The 16,288-nt window shown below is 69.5% G+C and carries 10 protein-coding genes and 4 pseudogenes; 10 read left to right on the top strand and 4 right to left on the bottom strand.

The window, feature by feature from the left end:
• Nucleotides 1-2: 2 nt before the first annotated feature.
• Nucleotides 3-1,105, bottom strand: a pseudogene (gene map / locus ADK41_RS44190) (type I methionyl aminopeptidase).
• 33 nt (nt 1,106-1,138) lie between these two features.
• On the opposite strand from map, the gene ADK41_RS05790 reads away from it, so the two are divergent.
• The 6 genes and pseudogenes from ADK41_RS05790 to ADK41_RS05815 all read left to right on the top strand — a co-directional run.
• Nucleotides 1,139-1,408: a helix-turn-helix domain-containing protein gene (locus ADK41_RS05790; RefSeq protein WP_030833541.1), complete on the top strand. Its 270-nt coding sequence runs from the start codon at nt 1,139-1,141 to the stop codon at nt 1,406-1,408.
• Between the two features lie 156 nt (nt 1,409-1,564).
• The gene (locus tag ADK41_RS05795) at nt 1,565-2,407 is read left to right on the top strand and encodes a nitrilase-related carbon-nitrogen hydrolase (RefSeq protein ID WP_030833544.1); all 843 of its coding nucleotides are present in this window, start codon (nt 1,565-1,567) and stop codon (nt 2,405-2,407) included.
• Nucleotides 2,404-3,690 carry an aspartate aminotransferase family protein gene (locus tag ADK41_RS05800; protein WP_030833546.1) on the top strand — a complete coding sequence of 429 codons (1,287 nt, stop codon included), beginning with the start codon at nt 2,404-2,406 and terminating at the stop codon, nt 3,688-3,690. The genes ADK41_RS05795 and ADK41_RS05800 overlap by 4 nt, the downstream gene beginning before the upstream one ends.
• Nucleotides 3,691-3,724: 34 nt before the next feature.
• Nucleotides 3,725-5,128, top strand: a complete 1,404-nt coding sequence (gene hydA, locus ADK41_RS05805; RefSeq protein WP_030833549.1) for a dihydropyrimidinase — start codon at nt 3,725-3,727, stop codon at nt 5,126-5,128.
• Between the two features lie 11 nt (nt 5,129-5,139).
• Nucleotides 5,140-6,141 (top strand): TIGR03842 family LLM class F420-dependent oxidoreductase, encoded by a 1,002-nt coding sequence (locus ADK41_RS05810; RefSeq protein WP_030833554.1) that lies wholly within the window; start codon nt 5,140-5,142, stop codon nt 6,139-6,141.
• 22 nt (nt 6,142-6,163) lie between these two features.
• Nucleotides 6,164-6,574 (top strand): annotated as a pseudogene (locus ADK41_RS05815) (cytosine permease); the annotation flags it as partial.
• A 27-nt stretch (nt 6,575-6,601) separates the two neighbouring features.
• On the opposite strand, the gene ADK41_RS05820 reads toward ADK41_RS05815, so the two are convergent.
• Entirely contained in the window at nt 6,602-7,492 is an 891-nt protein-coding gene (locus ADK41_RS05820) for a CAP domain-containing protein (RefSeq protein ID WP_030833559.1), read from the bottom strand.
• Nucleotides 7,493-7,838: 346 nt separating this feature from the next.
• A complete protein-coding gene (locus ADK41_RS05825; protein WP_030833561.1) occupies nt 7,839-8,504 on the bottom strand; it encodes a hypothetical protein in 666 nt (221 codons plus the stop codon).
• Here ADK41_RS05825 and ADK41_RS38280 point away from each other — a divergent pair.
• From ADK41_RS38280 to ADK41_RS05840, 3 genes and pseudogenes are all read left to right on the top strand, one after another.
• Nucleotides 8,495-9,154, top strand: a pseudogene (locus ADK41_RS38280) (transposase family protein); the annotation flags it as partial. The gene ADK41_RS05825 and the pseudogene ADK41_RS38280 overlap by 10 nt on opposite strands.
• A gap of 502 nt (nt 9,155-9,656) precedes the next feature.
• Complete coding sequence (locus tag ADK41_RS05835) at nt 9,657-10,058, top strand: effector-associated constant component EACC1 (protein ID WP_030833567.1); 402 nt, start codon at nt 9,657-9,659, stop codon at nt 10,056-10,058.
• Entirely contained in the window at nt 10,055-14,695 is a 4,641-nt protein-coding gene (locus tag ADK41_RS05840) for a caspase family protein (protein WP_030833570.1), read from the top strand. The genes ADK41_RS05835 and ADK41_RS05840 overlap by 4 nt, the downstream gene beginning before the upstream one ends.
• Before the next feature lie 21 nt (nt 14,696-14,716).
• On the opposite strand, the gene ADK41_RS05845 is transcribed toward ADK41_RS05840, so the two are convergent.
• Nucleotides 14,717-15,781, bottom strand: a complete 1,065-nt coding sequence (locus ADK41_RS05845; protein WP_030833573.1) for a lipoate--protein ligase family protein — start codon at nt 15,779-15,781, stop codon at nt 14,717-14,719.
• Nucleotides 15,782-16,105: 324 nt separating this feature from the next.
• Between ADK41_RS05845 and ADK41_RS05850 the strand changes: the two are divergent.
• Nucleotides 16,106-16,288 (top strand): annotated as a pseudogene (locus ADK41_RS05850) (MFS transporter); the annotation flags it as partial.

The following is a 16,288-nucleotide window of genomic DNA, read 5'->3' on the forward strand; positions in this document are numbered from 1 at the left end:
CGTCATCCGTTCCTTCGCTGGGTCGACGTGCCGGGGCCGGGTAACCCGGTCGGGGCTCGCTCATGCCCACGATGACACGATCCGTGGGGGCGGGCATGTCCAGCTCGGGGTGCGGGTGGAGGTGGACGGGGGTGGGACGCGCGGCCCGGCGTTCGCGGGGCGCCTCCCCCGGAGGGGGTGCCCCCGGCGCCCACCCTCCCCCATGAGCGGGGGGACCCCCGTCGCCCTGGGGGCGCCTCCCAGGCCTTCAGGGCGCCGGGGGAGGCACGACCCGCCCGCGGGAACGGGGTGCGCGGCTGTCCGTGGGGACGGGGTGCCGCGGTGGCGGGGTGCGGTTGCCGGCGGGCCGTGAGGAGGCGGGGGCCCGCGGCCGTGACGGCCACCGTGTGTTCCACGTGGGCCGCGCGGGTGCCGTCGTCGGTGCGCAGGGGCCGGCCGTCCGGGGCGGTGTGGTACGTGCCGGTGCCGCCCGCGATCGGCATGGGCTCGATCGCGAACACCATGCCGTGCCGCAGCGGCATCCCCCGTCCCGGCCGGCCCTCGTTCGGCACGCCCGGGTCCTCGTGCACACGGCGTCCGATGCCGTGGCCGCCGAAGTCCTCCATGATGCCGTACCCCCGGCGCGGCACACCGTCCCGATCGCGTGCGCGATGTCGCCGATGCGGTTGCCGACGACGGCCGCCTCGATGCCCGCCGCGAGCGCCCGCTCGGCGGTCCCGATCGGCGTCACGTCGGCCGGACGCGGGGCGCCCACGGTGAAGCTGATCGCCGAGTCCCCGGCCCAGCCGCCCAGTTGGGCGCCGCAGTCGATCGAGACGAGGTCCCCGTCGCGGAGCCGGTAGCCGTCCGGGACGCCGTGCACGATCGCGTCGTTGACGGACGCGCAGATCACGGCCGGGAACGGGGTCGGCGCGAAGGAGGGCCGGTGGCCCGGGAGGGCGAGGTCGCACCCGCCGCCCGCAGCACCTCCCGCGCCACCTCGTCCGGCTCCAGCGGGGGAGACGCCCACGTCGGCGGCGTTCCGTACGGCCGTCAGCGCGCTCGCGGCGACCTGGCCCGCCTCGTACAGGGCATCGATCGACGCGTCGGTCTTCAGCTCCACCATGCCAATTGTTATACCGGTATTAGAATGGGTGACATGGTGCGCACCCCTTTGACCCCGGAAGAGCGTGAACGCGGCGAGCGGCTCGGCAGGCTGCTGCGCGAGGCGCGCGGCGGCCGCAGCATGGCCGACGTCGCGGCGAACGCCGGCATCTCCGCGGAGACCCTCCGCAAGATCGAGACGGGGCGCGCCCCGACCCCCGCGTTCTTCACGGTGGCCGCGCTGGCCGGCGCGCTCGGCCTGTCGATGGACGACCTGGCGGGGCGCTGCGCCCCGACGGCGCCGGAAGCGCCGGTCGCCGCCTGACTCCGGTGGGCTCACCCACCGGAGTGTTGAAACGCGATCGACCCAGCGGGTTCACGACGATGGTCTTGGCAAGGCCGCCCGAGAGGCTTACGTTCGTCCCTCTACGGCCCTCTCTACGGGCGTAGAGGCTCTGACGTCGCGTCGAAGGAGCAGCTCATGGCCAACGTCGTACGTGCCGCCCTGGTCCAGGCCACCTGGACCGGGGACACCGAGTCCATGCTGGCGAAACACGAGGAGCACGCCCGCGAGGCGGCCCGGCGGGGCGCGAGGGTCATCGGGTTCCAGGAGGTGTTCAACGCCCCCTACTTCTGCCAGGTCCAGGACCCCGAGCACTACCGCTGGGCCGAACCCGTGCCCGACGGGCCGACCGTCCGCCGGATGCGGGAACTGGCCCGTGAGACCGGCATGGTGATCGTCGCGCCGGTGTTCGAGGTCGAGCAGTCGGGCTTCTACTACAACACCGCCGCCGTGATCGACGCCGACGGCACCGTCCTCGGCAAGTACCGCAAGCACCACATCCCGCAGGTCGAGGGATTCTGGGAGAAGTTCTACTTCCGGCCCGGCAACCTCGGCTGGCCGGTCTTCGACACCGCCGTCGGCAAGGTCGGCGTCTACATCTGCTACGACCGCCACTTCCCGGAGGGCTGGCGGCAACTCGGCATCAACGGCGCCCAGTTGATCTACAACCCGTCCGCCACGCACCGCGGCCTCTCGTCCCACCTGTGGCGGCTGGAGCAGCCGGCGGCGGCCGTCGCGAACGAGTACTTCGTCGCCGCCATCAACCGCGTGGGCGTGGAGGAGTACGGCGACAACGACTTCTACGGCACCTCGTACTTCGTCGACCCGCGCGGGCAGTTCGTCGGCGACGTCGCCAGCGACAGCAAGGAGGAACTCGTGGTCCGCGACCTGGACTTCGACCTCATCGAGGAAGTGCGCCGGCAGTGGGCCTTCTACCGCGACCGCCGACCCGACGCCTACGAGGGGCTGGTGCGGCCGTGAGCGACGACCTGCTGGGCCGCCACCGGTCCGTGCTCCCCGACTGGCTCGCCCTCTACTACGAGGAGCCCATCGAGATCACCCACGGCGAGGGGCGCCACGTCTGGGACTCCGACGGCAACCGCTACCTCGACTTCTTCGGCGGCATCCTCACCACCATGACCGCCCACGCCCTGCCCGAGGTCACCAAGGCGGTCAGCGAGCAGGCCGGGCGGATCGTCCACTCCTCCACCCTCTACCTCAACCGGCAGATGGTGGAACTCGCCGAGCGCATCGCCCAGTTGAGCGGCATCCCGAACGCCCGGGTGTTCTTCACCACCTCCGGCACCGAGGCCAACGACACCGCCCTGCTGCTCGCCACCGCCCACCGGCGCAGCAACACGGTCCTGGCCATGCGCAACAGCTACCACGGCCGCTCCTTCAGCTCGGTCGGCGTCACCGGCAACCGCGGCTGGTCCCCGACCTCGCTCTCCCCGCTCCAGACGCACTACGTCCACGGCGGCGTGCGCACCCGGGGCCCGTTCGCCGCGCTCGACGACTACGATTTCGTCGCGGCCTGCGTCGACGACCTCAAGGACGTCCTCGGCCACACCCGTCCGCCCGCCGCGCTGATCGCCGAGCCGATCCAGGGCGTCGGAGGCTTCACCTCGCCGCCCGACGGGCTGTACGCGGCCTTCCGCGAGGTGCTGCACGAGCGGGGCGTGCTGTGGATCTCCGACGAGGTGCAGACCGGCTGGGGCCGCACCGGCGAGCACTTCTGGGGCTGGCAGGCGCACGGCCGCAGCGGGCCGCCCGACATGCTGACCTTCGCCAAGGGCATCGGCAACGGCATGTCCATCGGCGGGGTCGTCGCCCGCGCCGAGATCATGAACTGCCTGGACGCCAACAGCATCTCGACGTTCGGCGGCACCCAGATCACCATGGCGGCCGGCCTGGCCAACCTCACCTACCTGCTGGAGCACGACCTCCAGGGCAACGCCCGCCGGGTCGGCGGCCTGCTCATCGAGCGGCTGCGGGCCGCCGCCGCCCAGGTCCCCGCCGTACGCGAGGTGCGCGGACGCGGGCTGATGATCGGCATCGAGCTGACGAGGCCCGGCACCGACGAGGCCGACCCGGCGGCCGCGTCCGCCGTCCTGGAGGCGGCCCGCGCGGGGGGTCTGCTCATCGGCAAGGGCGGCGGTCACGACACCAGCGCCCTGCGCATCGCCCCGCCGCTGTCCCTCAACGTCGCGGAGGCCGAGGAGGGCGCCGCGATCCTCGAACGCGCCCTGAGGAGCACGCTGTAGCACCGGCCCGCAGAGCTCGTAGAGAGGGAGCACCATGAGCAGCCGTACCGTCATCCGTGGTGGCCTGGTCATCACCGCCTCCGACGAGATCCACGCCGACGTCCTGATCGAGGACGGCCGTATCGCCGCCCTCGCCGCCTCCGGCACCCCGGCCGCCGACGCCTTCACCGCCGACCGGACCGTCGACGCCACCGGCAAGTACGTCATCCCGGGCGGGGTCGACGCCCACACCCACATGGAGCTGCCGTTCGGCGGCACCTTCGCCTCCGACACCTTCGAGACCGGCACCCGGGCCGCCGCCTGGGGCGGGACGACCACCGTCGTCGACTTCGCCGTGCAGAGCGTCGGCCAGTCCCTGCGCCAGGGCCTGGACGCCTGGCACGCCAAGGCCGAGGGGAACTGCGCCGTCGACTACGGCTTCCACATGATCGTCTCGGACGTCAACGCCGGGACGCTGAAGGAGATGGACCTCCTCGTGGAGGAGGGGATCACCTCGTTCAAGCAGTTCATGGCGTATCCGGGGGTCTTCTACTCCGACGACGGCCAGATCCTGCGCGCCATGCAGCGCTCCGCCGAGAACGGCGGACTGATCATGATGCACGCCGAGAACGGCATCGCCATCGACGTGCTCGTGGAACAGGCCCTCGCCCGCGGCGAGACCGGCCCGCGCTTCCACGGCGAGGTCCGCAAGGCCCTCCTGGAGGCCGAGGCCACCCACCGCGCCATCCGGCTCGCCCAGGTCGCGGGCGCCCCGCTGTACGTCGTGCACGTCTCCGCGACGGAGGCGGTCGCCGAGCTGGCGCGGGCCCGCGACGAGGGGCTGAACGTCTTCGGCGAGACCTGCCCGCAGTACCTGTTCCTGTCCACCGACAACCTCGCGGAGCCCGGCTTCGAGGGCGCCAAGTACGTGTGCAGCACCCCGCTGAGGCCGAAGGAGCACCAGGCCGCGCTGTGGCGGGGCCTGCGCACCAACGACCTCCAGGTGGTCTCCACCGACCACTGCCCCTTCTGCTTCACGGGCCAGAAGGAGCTCGGCCGGGGCGACTTCTCCAGGATCCCCAACGGTCTCCCCGGTGTGGAGAACCGCATGGACCTGCTCCACCAGGCCGTCCTCGACGGGCACATCTCCCGCCGCCGCTGGATCGAGATCGCCTGCGCCACCCCGGCCCGGATGTTCGGCCTGTACCCGAAGAAGGGCACCATCGCACCCGGCGCCGACGCCGACGTCGTCGTCTACGACCCGCACGCCGAGCAGGTCGTCTCCGCCGACACCCACCACATGAACGTCGACTACTCGGCCTACGAGGGCAAGCGGGTCACCGGCCGCGTCGAGACCGTCCTCTCGCGCGGCGTCCCCGTCATCACCGACCGGGAGTACACCGGGCGCGCCGGACACGGCGTCTACACCCCGCGGTCCACCTGTCAGTACCTCACCTAGGAGAGCCGCGCATGGACTTCGGACTCGTCCTGCAGACCGACCCGCCGGCCTCGAGGGTCGTCGGCCTGATGAAGCGCGCCGAGCGGGTCGGCTTCACCCACGGCTGGACCTTCGACTCCGCCGTGCTGTGGCAGGAACCCTTCGTGATCCACAGCCGGATCCTGGCCGCCACCACCACACTGAAGGTCGGCCCGATGGTCACCAACCCGGGCACCCGCACCTGGGAGGTCACCGCCTCCACCTTCGCCACCCTCAACGACATGTACGGCAACCGCACCGTCTGCGGCATCGGCCGCGGCGACTCCGCGATGCGCGTCGCCGGACGCAGGCCGGGCACCCTGGCCCGCCTCGGTGAGGCGATCGACGCGATCCGCGACCTCGCCGAAGGACGCGAGGCCGAGGTCGACGGGCAGTCGCTGCGGATCCCGTGGGTGAGCGACGGGAGGCTGCCCGTCTGGATGGCCGCGTACGGGCCCAAGGCGCTCGCCCTGGCCGGGCGGAAGGCCGACGGCTTCATCCTCCAGCTCGCCGACCCGTACCTGACCGAGTGGATGGTGAAGGCCGTACGCGCCGCGGCCGTGGAGGCGGGACGCGACCCGGCGTCCGTCACCGTCTGCGTCGCCGCCCCGGCGTACGTCGGCGACGACCTGGCGCACGCCCGCGAACAGTGCCGCTGGTTCGGCGGCATGGTCGGCAACCACGTCGCCGACCTGGTCGCCCGCTACGGCGAGCACTCCGGCCTGGTCCCCGAGGCGCTGACCTCGTACGTCAAGGGACGGCACGGCTACGACTACAGCCACCACGGGCGGGCCGGCAACCCGTCCGCGGACTTCGTCCCCGACGAGATCGTCGACCGGTTCTGCCTGCTCGGCCCGCCCGGGGCGCACATCGAGAAGCTGCGGGCGCTGCGCGAACTGGGCGTGGACCAGTTCGCCGTGTACGACATGCACGACGCGCAGGAGACGACGATCGACGCGTACGGCGCGGAGATCATCCCGGCACTCCACCGGTGACCCTCGCCGAAGGGGCACGCCCATGACCGCGACCGTCCCGCCCACGCCGTCCCGCCGCCCCGTGCCCGACCCGGCGGGGCGCGTCGAACTCCCCCCGGGCGCCACCCTCACCGACGGCCGCCTCGTCACCGACGACCTGCTGCCGGTGCCGCCGGCCCGCCGCCGGACGACGTGCGTCGTCCCCACCCTGTGGGTGGGGACGGCGCACGACATCCCCCTCGTGGCTGCTCGCCCCGGCCTCGTCGCGCCGGGCAGGGAGGGGAAGCGGGCGGTGTCCACCATCGCGCCCGCCGACGTCGTCGTGCCGGCGCCGATGCCGCTCACCGGGCACGCCGGCCCCGAGTACGGCATCCCGTTCCCGGTGCTCGCCCGTGCCTCGTTCGGGCTGCGCGGCGCCGGCCCGCCGGTCGAACACGTCGCGCTGAGGGCGGGCCGCCGGCGCGCGTGAGCGTACCGGGGGCTACCGGGCCGTGCCGAAGTCCTGGGTCCAGTAGGAGCCGGGCTGCGCGAGGCCGACACCGATCTCCTTGAACGCGCAGTTCAGGATGTTCTCCTTGTGGCCGGGACTGTTCATCCAGCCGGTCATCACCTGCTCGGGGGTGGAGTAGCCGTAGGCGACGTTCTCGCCGTAGGTGCTCCAGCTGTAGCCGGCGCGGGTGATGCGGTCGCCGGGCGAGGAGCCGTCCGACCCGGTGTGCGACATGGTGCCGCTCGCCGCCATGTCCTCGCTGTGGTCCTGCGCGGCCTCGGCCAGGGTGGAGTTCGCCTTCACCGGGGAGCAACCGGCCTTGGCGCGCTCGGCGTTGACGAGTTCCACGACCTTGGCGACGGCTCCGGAGGCGTCGGCGCCGCCCGTCGCGGCCGGGCTCGACGCGGTGGCGGTGGGCTTCGGGGCGGGCGTGGTGGGCTTCGGAGCCGCTGCGGTGGGCTTCGGGACCGCGGTCGTGGGCTTCGGGGCCGCAGTCGTGGGCTCGGGAGCGGCCGTGGCGGGCTTCGGGGCCGTGGTGGTGGGCCTGGAGGCGGTCGCCCCGGAGACCTTCGCCTTCGGCTCGTGCGACGGCTTCGCGCCGCCGTCCTTCGGCGCACCGGGCTTCGAAGGGCTCGCGGTGGCGGTCGGCGTGTCCGACGGCAGGGCCGTGGACTCACCGTGCCGCCCGCCGTCCCACCGGCTGTACCGGTCGGGGCCGCCCCACCTGTCCTCGGCGCCGGCCGCCGTGTCCCGGCTCTGCCCCTGACCGTCGTCGGACCAGTCCGTACAGGCCATGGCGACCGAGGGTATGCCTATGACCCCCAGGGCGACCGCCGCGACGACCGTCCGCCGGTACTGCTTCTGATGGCGATGCTTTCCCATGCGTGACCTCACCTCTGCTGTCCGGAGGCTGGTCATTCTTGGGACGCCCCGGCACCGGGCGCAAAGGGTCTTCCTACTACCGCGCTTCGTAGGCCCGCGAGGGGCTTGCGGCGGGCCGGGGGGCGTGCCGCCCCGTCCGCGGCGGCCCCTTCGAGGCGCCTGCCGCCCCGTCAGAAAGCCTCATGCGGCGAAGAAGCGGCGACCGTCGGCTTCCCGCCCGAGCGCCCCCTGCCCCGTCCCCTTCCGCATTCACGGCAAGACGGACAAGTCCCCCATGTCGGCAGGGCGGTTTCTACTAAGCGACCCGCACAGATCGCCGAGGGCCGTGACAGATGTCACGGAACTATCAATTCCGGTTCTTCTCCAGCGCCGCCACCGCCTCTTTCGCGGCCTTGATGGCGCCCTTGTTGATCTCGTCCGTGCCCGGCGCCTTCTTCGACTCGAAGTCGCTGCCGTTGTACGTCACCACCACCAGGGCGTTGGCGGCGCGGGCCACCACCACGCCCTCACGCGTCTGCTGCTTGTCCTCGGTGGTGAGGTTCACGACGGAGTACGCCTCGCTCCCGAGCCCGGGGACCGCACCCCCGCCGCTCTTGTCCTCCACCCGCTCCTGGTACGACCGCTCCGCCGCCTCGTCCGACTCCAGCACCTCGAAGGAGACGTCGAGCCAGCGGTACTCGTAGCCCTTGAGCGCGTTCCAGGAACAGGTGCGGCGCAGATCCGGGTCCGTGGACGGTATCTCCTTGCCGGCCGTCTTGGCGCCCGGCACGAGGGACGTGACGGTCTTCTCGGCCACGCTGTCGCACGGCGCCGGCGCGGCGGCGTACGTCTTCACCGCCTGCGTCCGCGAAGGGGCGGAGGGGGACCGGGTCTCCGTCTTCCCGGTCGGCCGGTCCGCGGCCTCCTGCGCCGCGTCCGTCGGGCCGGAGGACAGGACCCAGCCGGCCGCGGCGAGGACGAGGACCGGGGACAGGCGCGCGGTCAGGGCGACCGGCAGGGGAAAGGAACGCACGGCGCACTCTTCGTGGGGGACGGTGCGGAAGGGGTTCGCACAGCGGACGGGACGCCAGTGTCACACGCATCGCCGTCGGCTTCCAGGTCGGGATCGCAACGGTCTACCGCTACATACGCGAGGCCGTCGGCCTCCTGGCCATCCTCGCCCCGACGCTGGAGCAGGCCATGCACACCATCCGCAGGAAGGCGTACGTGATCCTCGATGGCACACTCCTGCCGATCGGCCGTGTTGCGGCCGACCGCCCGTACTACTCGGGAAAGAAGAAGCACCACGGGATGAACGTGCAGGTCCTCGCCGACCCGGCCGGACGGCTGCTCTGGGTCTCGGACGCCCTGCCTGGCGCCGTCCACGATCTGACCGCGGCCCGCACCCACGGCATCCCCGCCGCCCTCGCCGCCGACGGCATCAAGTGCTGGGCGGACAAGGTCTACCAGGGCGCCGGATCCGCCGTCCGTGTCCCGATCCGGGGCAAGCGCCTGCGCGGCTGGCGACGCCGCCACAACCGCGATCACGCAAAGATCCGAAGCCTCGGCGAACGCGCCATCGCCACCCTCAAGTGCCGGCGGGTACTTCGCAACCTGCGCTGCAGCACCACGAGGATCACCACCGTTGCCCGCGCCATCGTCACTCTCGAACTCACCAGCTGATCAAGATGGAAACGGCTCAGTGATTCCTGCTGACTCCGATCGGCAGGCTGCGTCTGGCCCTGTGTGTCATCGACGACGGCCGGCCATCGCGGCGGGCTCTGAGGTGAAGGCGCCCCCGTCGCCCTGGTTCGACAGCTGGTGCATGCGGCCTGGGACCTGATGAACCGATGCGCGAACCACTTTTGTCCAGCGGGCAGTTCACCTGCTCGCAGCCGGACCGTCTCAAGGTTCCCGCCCACAACCACATCAGCGGCGCAGGCGGTCACCCATCGCTGCGAAGACCGTCGCGGTATTGGATTTCCCCTCTCCCGGTTCCGGCCGCCTGCTCGGGCTCGGAGTCGCGGGATGCTGCCCGGCGCGCTTTTCCTTCTGCATCGGGATGCCGACTTCCGGTGACACCGGTCCGGTGCCCAACGGACCGGACGAATCCGAGGTCAACTGCCAGGCAGAGCTGCTCTGGTAGCCTGTGGCCCCTGTCTGTTGGGGGACGCTGGGAGAGCGGATGAAGATCAGACTGAGGCTGGACAATGCGGCTCCGGCGGAACTCAAGGATCTGGAGAACTGGCTTCGAGCCGAGCCCGCTCTGCGTCGGGTGGATCTGCACCGCGAGCACGCACCGACCGCGCCCGGCGACATGGGCGTCATGATGGACTGCCTGCAACTCGTTCTGGACGACGCACTTCTCGGGGCTCTGGGGCAGGCGATTTTCGACTACTGGCTGTCCAGTGGTGCCTTCCCGCAGTTGGCGGCTCGACCGGCCGAACAGCCCGCTGATGTGCCGGCCCTCCGTGTCGAGTGGGTCGACTCCGCCGACGGCTCCAGATCGGTGACGGTGGAGGCCCGTGACCAGGAAACTGCCGAGGCGGTGTTGCGGGAACTGCCGCGTGCTTTCGGGAACTCATGACAGATAAATGGTGGCCGAGGCCCGACAAGTCCAAGGCGCTGCTGATCACTTCCGGGATGTTCAGGGACGGTTCCCTGGCGCGGCTCGCCGCAGTGGAACGCACGGCCGATTCATTGCGGGACAGGCTCCGAGGCCCTCGGATCTGGGGTCTGGCACCTCTCAGTTGCCAGGTCCTGGACGCCTCCAAGGACAAAGCTAGCCCAGCGGATGTCCTCACTGCGGTCCGGACGGCGTCACAAGGTGTTGAGGATGCCTTCGTTCTCTATTTCGCCGGGCACGGACATGACGAGGGAGGGCGACTCTGGTTGCCCCTCTACGATTCGGACGTGTCATCGACTGCCACTATGCTTGCTTTCGAGACCTTGGTCAACGAGATCTCTGGGAGCGCGCGCCTGAAGCTGGTCCTGCTGGATTGCTGCCACGCGGGGCAGGCGATGAAGGACCTCAGAATGGAGCAGTACCTCTCCGGAGAGGAATCCGAGGGCTGCTACGTAATCGGTGCTTGTGCCGGAAACCAGAAAGCCAAATCTCCCGAAGGTCATGAGCTGACTGCTTTCGGGGAAGCCCTGATCTCCTGCCTGGAGAGCGGCGGAGCACCCGGGGAGGAGTTCTGGACCCCGAGCCGTCTGCTGGAAGGCACCGCTGCCTGGCTCAAGCATCATGGTTTCCCGGCGCCCGTCCACAACGCAGCTCCCTCCGGCCAGCTCCCCTGGGTGAGGAACAAGGCATACAAGCCGTCCTTCACGAAAGCGGTCTTTGCGCCCCCGGCTCCGGCCGAGTCGTCGGGCGAAGGATCGGAGGCGGTCGGAGCGCCCCTGCACATCGGGCTGGAGCCCGCACCGGCGCCCACTCCCTTCATCGGCCGCGACGACTTGCTGAAGAGAGCACGCGAGGAGGTGCGCGTCGGACAGGTCCTACCCGTCGTGGGGCAGAAGCGGACCGGGAAATCGGCGCTGCTTAGCCACCTCCTGGAGGGGTGGGACGAAGTCCCCGAACTGGCGAAGCCGCCTGCGATTCTGGAGATCGAGCCCAACCCGGCGGCAGAAAAGCCCTTGTTGGAAGCAATTTCCAGAGCATTACGTCAGACGCTGGATGACGGGGACCTGCGGACCACGCCGGAGGGGCGTATCGAGGACTTTCTGGAAGACTTGCTGCCGCGCCTCGTCAATAAGCATACCCTGGTCCTTGTCATCAAGGCGTCCGGTATCGATTTAAAGAATCCTGGCTTCCGCAAGGAGCTCGATGACCTGCTGTCTCATCGTGTATTCAAAAGAGCGGTCGTTCTTCTGGAGTCCCTTGACCCAGTGGACTTCGACGTGCAGGCTCGCTGGAGGCGCAGACGGCCACTGGTGGTGCGTGAACTCGAAACCGCTGCGGCCAAGCAACTGATCGGGGTTTTCCTCGCGGCTGAGAACCTGAGGACCGATGTCGACGGAATCCGCACCCTGGATTACGAGGACATTGCACGTGGTCCGGGCGTCATCGAGATGGCCGCTCTGCACGTTGCTCAGAACTACCACCGTAGGGACGACTTCGACAGGTTCCTGGCGGGAGACGACTTCGGCGAGGAGACGCAGGAGTGGGTCGATCCCGAAACGTTCTCCGACGCCCTGCTCCAGGCCGCCCTTCTCACTGTTGTCGACGCGCTGATGCGCGTGTGGCCGAAATACCCCGACGCCTGGTCCGAGGGGCAGTCCGTGCTCACCATGTGGGCGCTTCTGGACGACTTCGCTTTGGGACTCGGCGATTTGGAGAAGATGGGCCTGTGTAGGCAGGTGCTACGCGTACTCTTCAACGAGAAGGTGATTGTGCAGAGCCGCGGTTCCGATCCGGCGGACCGCCTCCTTGAGATCGGCCTTGCCGCGCGTGAGGCGTTGAAGAAGGACCTGCTCGACAAGACGTCCGACTTCCCGGATGACGCCGACATCGTGGACGGACACCTCACGGACGCCGTGCGGTTGCTGGTCGCCACGGTGTTGCCCGTGGTTTCGACGGGCGGTGAAGCACAACTGCTGGCCGAGATTCCCCCTCTTCTGGAGGCGTTGCGCCGGACGACCGGATGGCTGGACCACAACCTCGGCGGCGCACTGCCCGGGCTGCGTGCACGGTGCGGTGACTACGTCAATGGCGGCTTTCCCGATGCGCTCGTGCTGCCCGTCGGACAGCGGGCCGTCTCGGCACCAGAGGGTGCCCCGGTCGCCGGTGGCCCGGCACCCGTCGGAGCGGCGGGCCCGGCGGGTGACCTCGAAGAACTGTATGCTGCCGCGGGCCGCCTCAATGTCGCTTCCCGCGCCGTCCCGAGCGAGCGCGCCACGGAAACATTTGTCACGGAATTCGAGCGAGCCGCCCTCCTGATGGAGGCCTGTGCATCCGATCTACCAGGGAACGTACTGCGAGCGATCGACCAGTGCGGGTTCCACGGATCCCATCGGCATCAGGCCCACCAGCACGTCCTGTCGGCGCGGACTCGTCTCGCAGAGAGGCTTACGACCGAGGAGGACAGGCCCAGGCGACCGGACCTGCTCAGGTCGATCTGGTCCATTTCTTGGATCCTGAACACCGCAACTGCTCAGATCACAGTGGACGACCGTTCCGGCGTACAGCGGTACTTGGATGACGTCGAGCGGATGATCGGCGCCCTGCCCGAGGCGAGGGACCCCCGTAATCGGCAGACCCACAATTGGCTGTCGTACCGCCTCGCTCGCCTGCGCTGCGACGCGGCGACCACGGCGGAGGAGCGGCTGGCCGCTCAGAAGACGGCGTATGGACTGGCTGAGGAGAACGTACGCTTCTCGGTGGAACTGCCTGAACGCCAGTACCAGTGGACCAGTAACCTGCTGGTTTGCAGCTTCTACTATGCCCTGGAGATCAGGGACGACGAGGTGCGTCTCAACCTCGCCCGACGCACCTTCGCAACGCTGGAGAAGACCTGGGGACCTCGCAGTCAGTGGCCCTTGTTCCTCACGGCCCGCGCCGCGTACTTCCTGCGCAATGTGCACGAGAGGCACGCGGATTCCCAGGCGCAGTTCCAGGGAGCGCGCGAGGTCCTGGATCTCCTGAGAAGCCGAGCCGCCGGCTTCGACGGACAGGGTTTGCTCTCCTGGCAGTCGGACTACCTGATCGAACTGGCCAAGTGCCATGCTTTTCAGGCTCATACGCTGCGTGAACGGAACGAGCGTTCCGCAGCCCGGGCAAGTCTGGAAGAAAGCATTCGGACAGCCAAGCGCGCAGTGACCCGCTTCCCGGGCGTGTACACCTACAAGGTGTGGCTAAAGGTGCTGAGCACGAAGCAGGCTTGGTACGGAGACAGCCCCGGACGGCCGTTGCTCCCCGAATATGCCGAGGCAGTCGCCCAGGTTCGCGCCTGGCTGGACGAGCAGGGGGAGAGCAGGTGCGGCGATCAGGACATGGCGCTGCTCGACCTGTGGTGCATCGACGGCGACTGGCGCCGGAAGGGCAGTCTGCTGGTGGCGGCTCGAGCCATCCCGGTTCCCGCGCAGGTGGCCAGGGGACGCATTCTGGTTTCCGCGGAACAATGGCGTGTGGACAAGGTCTACAAGCAGCGCCAGAACGCCCTGACAGCGCATGAGAAGCACTACGGGTCGAGCTGGAGTCACTGTGAGGCCCGGTTCCGCCTGCTCCGCGAGTACCAGCGGTTGTCCGCCATTTACGGCAAGCACCCCCTGGATGTGGATCACACACCGGTGTGGGAACTCCTGAACGAGGCGGCCCGAAACTTTCCCGGCAGCCTGGAGGTGCTCCGCACCCGTGCCAGGTACAACCGGTACATCTGGCGGTACAGGGAGGCGGCCTGTCAATTCGAAGAGGTTGCCCGGAGAGAACGCAATGGTGACAAGTTCCGCACGGACTTGATCGACGCAGCCGAGTGTCTGCTCAGCCAGGCGCTCTACGACGAGGAACTGAGCGCCGAGAGCAAGCACTCGGTGCTCAGCACCGCATCCGGCCTCTTGGAGGAGGTCGCCGGGTGCCACGTCCAGGCACACGAAGTCATATTGCTCAAGGCGCGAGTCGATCTGGAATTGGGTAATCCGGTGGACTGGCGGTTGGCCGATGCCAAGCGGATCGATCTCATCGGTGACAACTACGTAAAAGGCGTCGGTGAGCTTCTGAACGACCCCCACCGTCGTCACAGCACCGATCAAACCCGCGGTGCCTCCGCCGAGGGCGGAGGCATGCCCCACGCGATGGACGACCTGCTGGAGGAGAACTTCACGGACATCCAGGTGCTCAAGCAACTAGGGCTGCTCTATTACCGGTGCTCCGTTCTGGAGCACGCGAAGGGTGAGGCCGAGGCAGCTCTGAACAGTGCCTGGCGTGCCTACAACTGCTTCGACGGGGCCCGGGTCATGGAAGAGGGCGGTCACAACGACTGGGGGGAGGAGTGGGCCGACACAGCGTTCCTACGGGGACAGGTCATCACCTGGGCCGGCGAACTCACCTCCAGTCCTTCGCCCTTCCCGAGGGAGAGCGAGGACCACAAGGGGTGGATCGGACTCGCGTACTCACGTCTGCAATCGGCCCGTGACCGAAGCGCGGGGGACTTCCACAGGCTGGTCAAGTCATGGGAGGAGAGACTCGTGAAGCAATCCTCCTTCTGGTCGTCCAGCTCTTCGTGATCGGACAAGCGGCTCCCGCTTCTACGGCACGCGGGCGGTCCAGTCCGGCGTGGTGAACTTCGTCCGCGCCAGTTCCTCCGCGAGGGCCAGCTCCTCGTCCGTCACCTTGCCGTCCGCGGACCCGTACCGGGCGCGGAACGAGTCGATCATCCGCTCGATGACGGCCCCGCGCGGCAGACCGGTCTGCCGGCGCAGCGGGTCCACCCGCTTCTTCGCGCTCTTCGTGCCCTTGTCGGACAGCTTCTCCCGGCCGATGCGCAGCACGTCGAGCATCTTGTCGGCGTCGATGTCGTACGCCATCGTCACGTGGTGCAGCACCGCGCCGGGGCCGCCGTCCGGGCCCACGATCCGCTTCTGGGCGGCGCCCGCGATCTTGCCCTGGTCGGTGGCGATGTCGTTCAGCGGCTGGTACCAGGCCCTGATCCCCATCTCGCCGAGCGCGCCCAGCACCCAGTCGTCGAGGTAGGCGTAGCTGTCCTGGAACGACAGCCCCTGCACCAGCGCCTCCGGCACCGACAGCGAGTACGTGATGGTGTTGCCGGGCTCCACGAACATCGCGCCGCCGCCGGAGATCCGGCGCACCACCTCGACGCCGTGCCGCCGGGCGCCCTCCGTATCGACCTCGTTGCGCAGGGACTGGAAGCTTCCGATGATCACCGCCGGAGCGCCCCACTCCCACACCCGCAGCGTCGGCGGACGCCGGCCCGCGGCGACCTCGGCGGTCAGCACCTCGTCCAGCGCCATGTGCACGGCGGGGGACTGCGGGCCCTCGTGGATCACCTGCCAGTCGTAGTCGGTCCAGTCGGTGGCGTGCGCGAGCGCGCGGCGCACCGCGATGCCGACGCCCTCCGGGGTGAGCCCGTACATCACGGTCCCCTCGGGGAGGGCCGCGTCGATCCGCGCGGCCAGACCGGCGGCGCCGGTGTCGGCGGGAGCGCCGTCCAGGGCGCGGTTCACGGCGTCCAGCGCCTCGTCGGGTTCCAGGAAGAAGTCGCCCGCCACCCGCACGCGCCGTAGTGCGCCGTCCTCCACGTCCACGTCCACGACGACCAGCTTGCCGCCGGGAACCTTGTACTCACCGTGCACGGCTCCGCCTTTCGTTCTGCCGCTGGAACCAACACCGGCGGGGGCGGGGATGTTCCCCGCCCCGGACCCGTTCCCGGCCGCCCGCGCCCCCTCCACGTCCCGATCGCCACGGGGCCGCCGGAAAGCTCGATTGATCAGCGGGCCCCCACTCCCTACCCTGTCCGGGTAAGCCTTGCCTAACTTGCTCAGCAAGTCCGGTGCCCCGCCCCACGACCACGGTCCGCCGTCCGGACGTGCGTGCCCCGGCACCCCGGACCGGAAGTGGAACACGGGTCGATGAGAACATCACGCTCCCCGCAGCGCGCGGCCGAGAGCCGCTGAACCATGATCAAGAAGCTCACGGCGGTACTCCCCGACCTCACGCCCTGGCGCTCCTCCCGCGACTTCCGCCTCCTGTGGGTGCAGGGCCTGGTCACCTACCTCGGCAGCGTGATGGCGCTGATCGCGCTGCCGCTCCAGATCAAGGAACTGACCGGCTCACCGCTCGCGGTGGGCGCGATGGGCGCC

This window comes from Streptomyces caelestis, assembly GCF_001279005.1.
In the GTDB taxonomy this organism is placed as follows: Bacteria; Actinomycetota; Actinomycetes; order Streptomycetales; family Streptomycetaceae; genus Streptomyces; species Streptomyces heliomycini.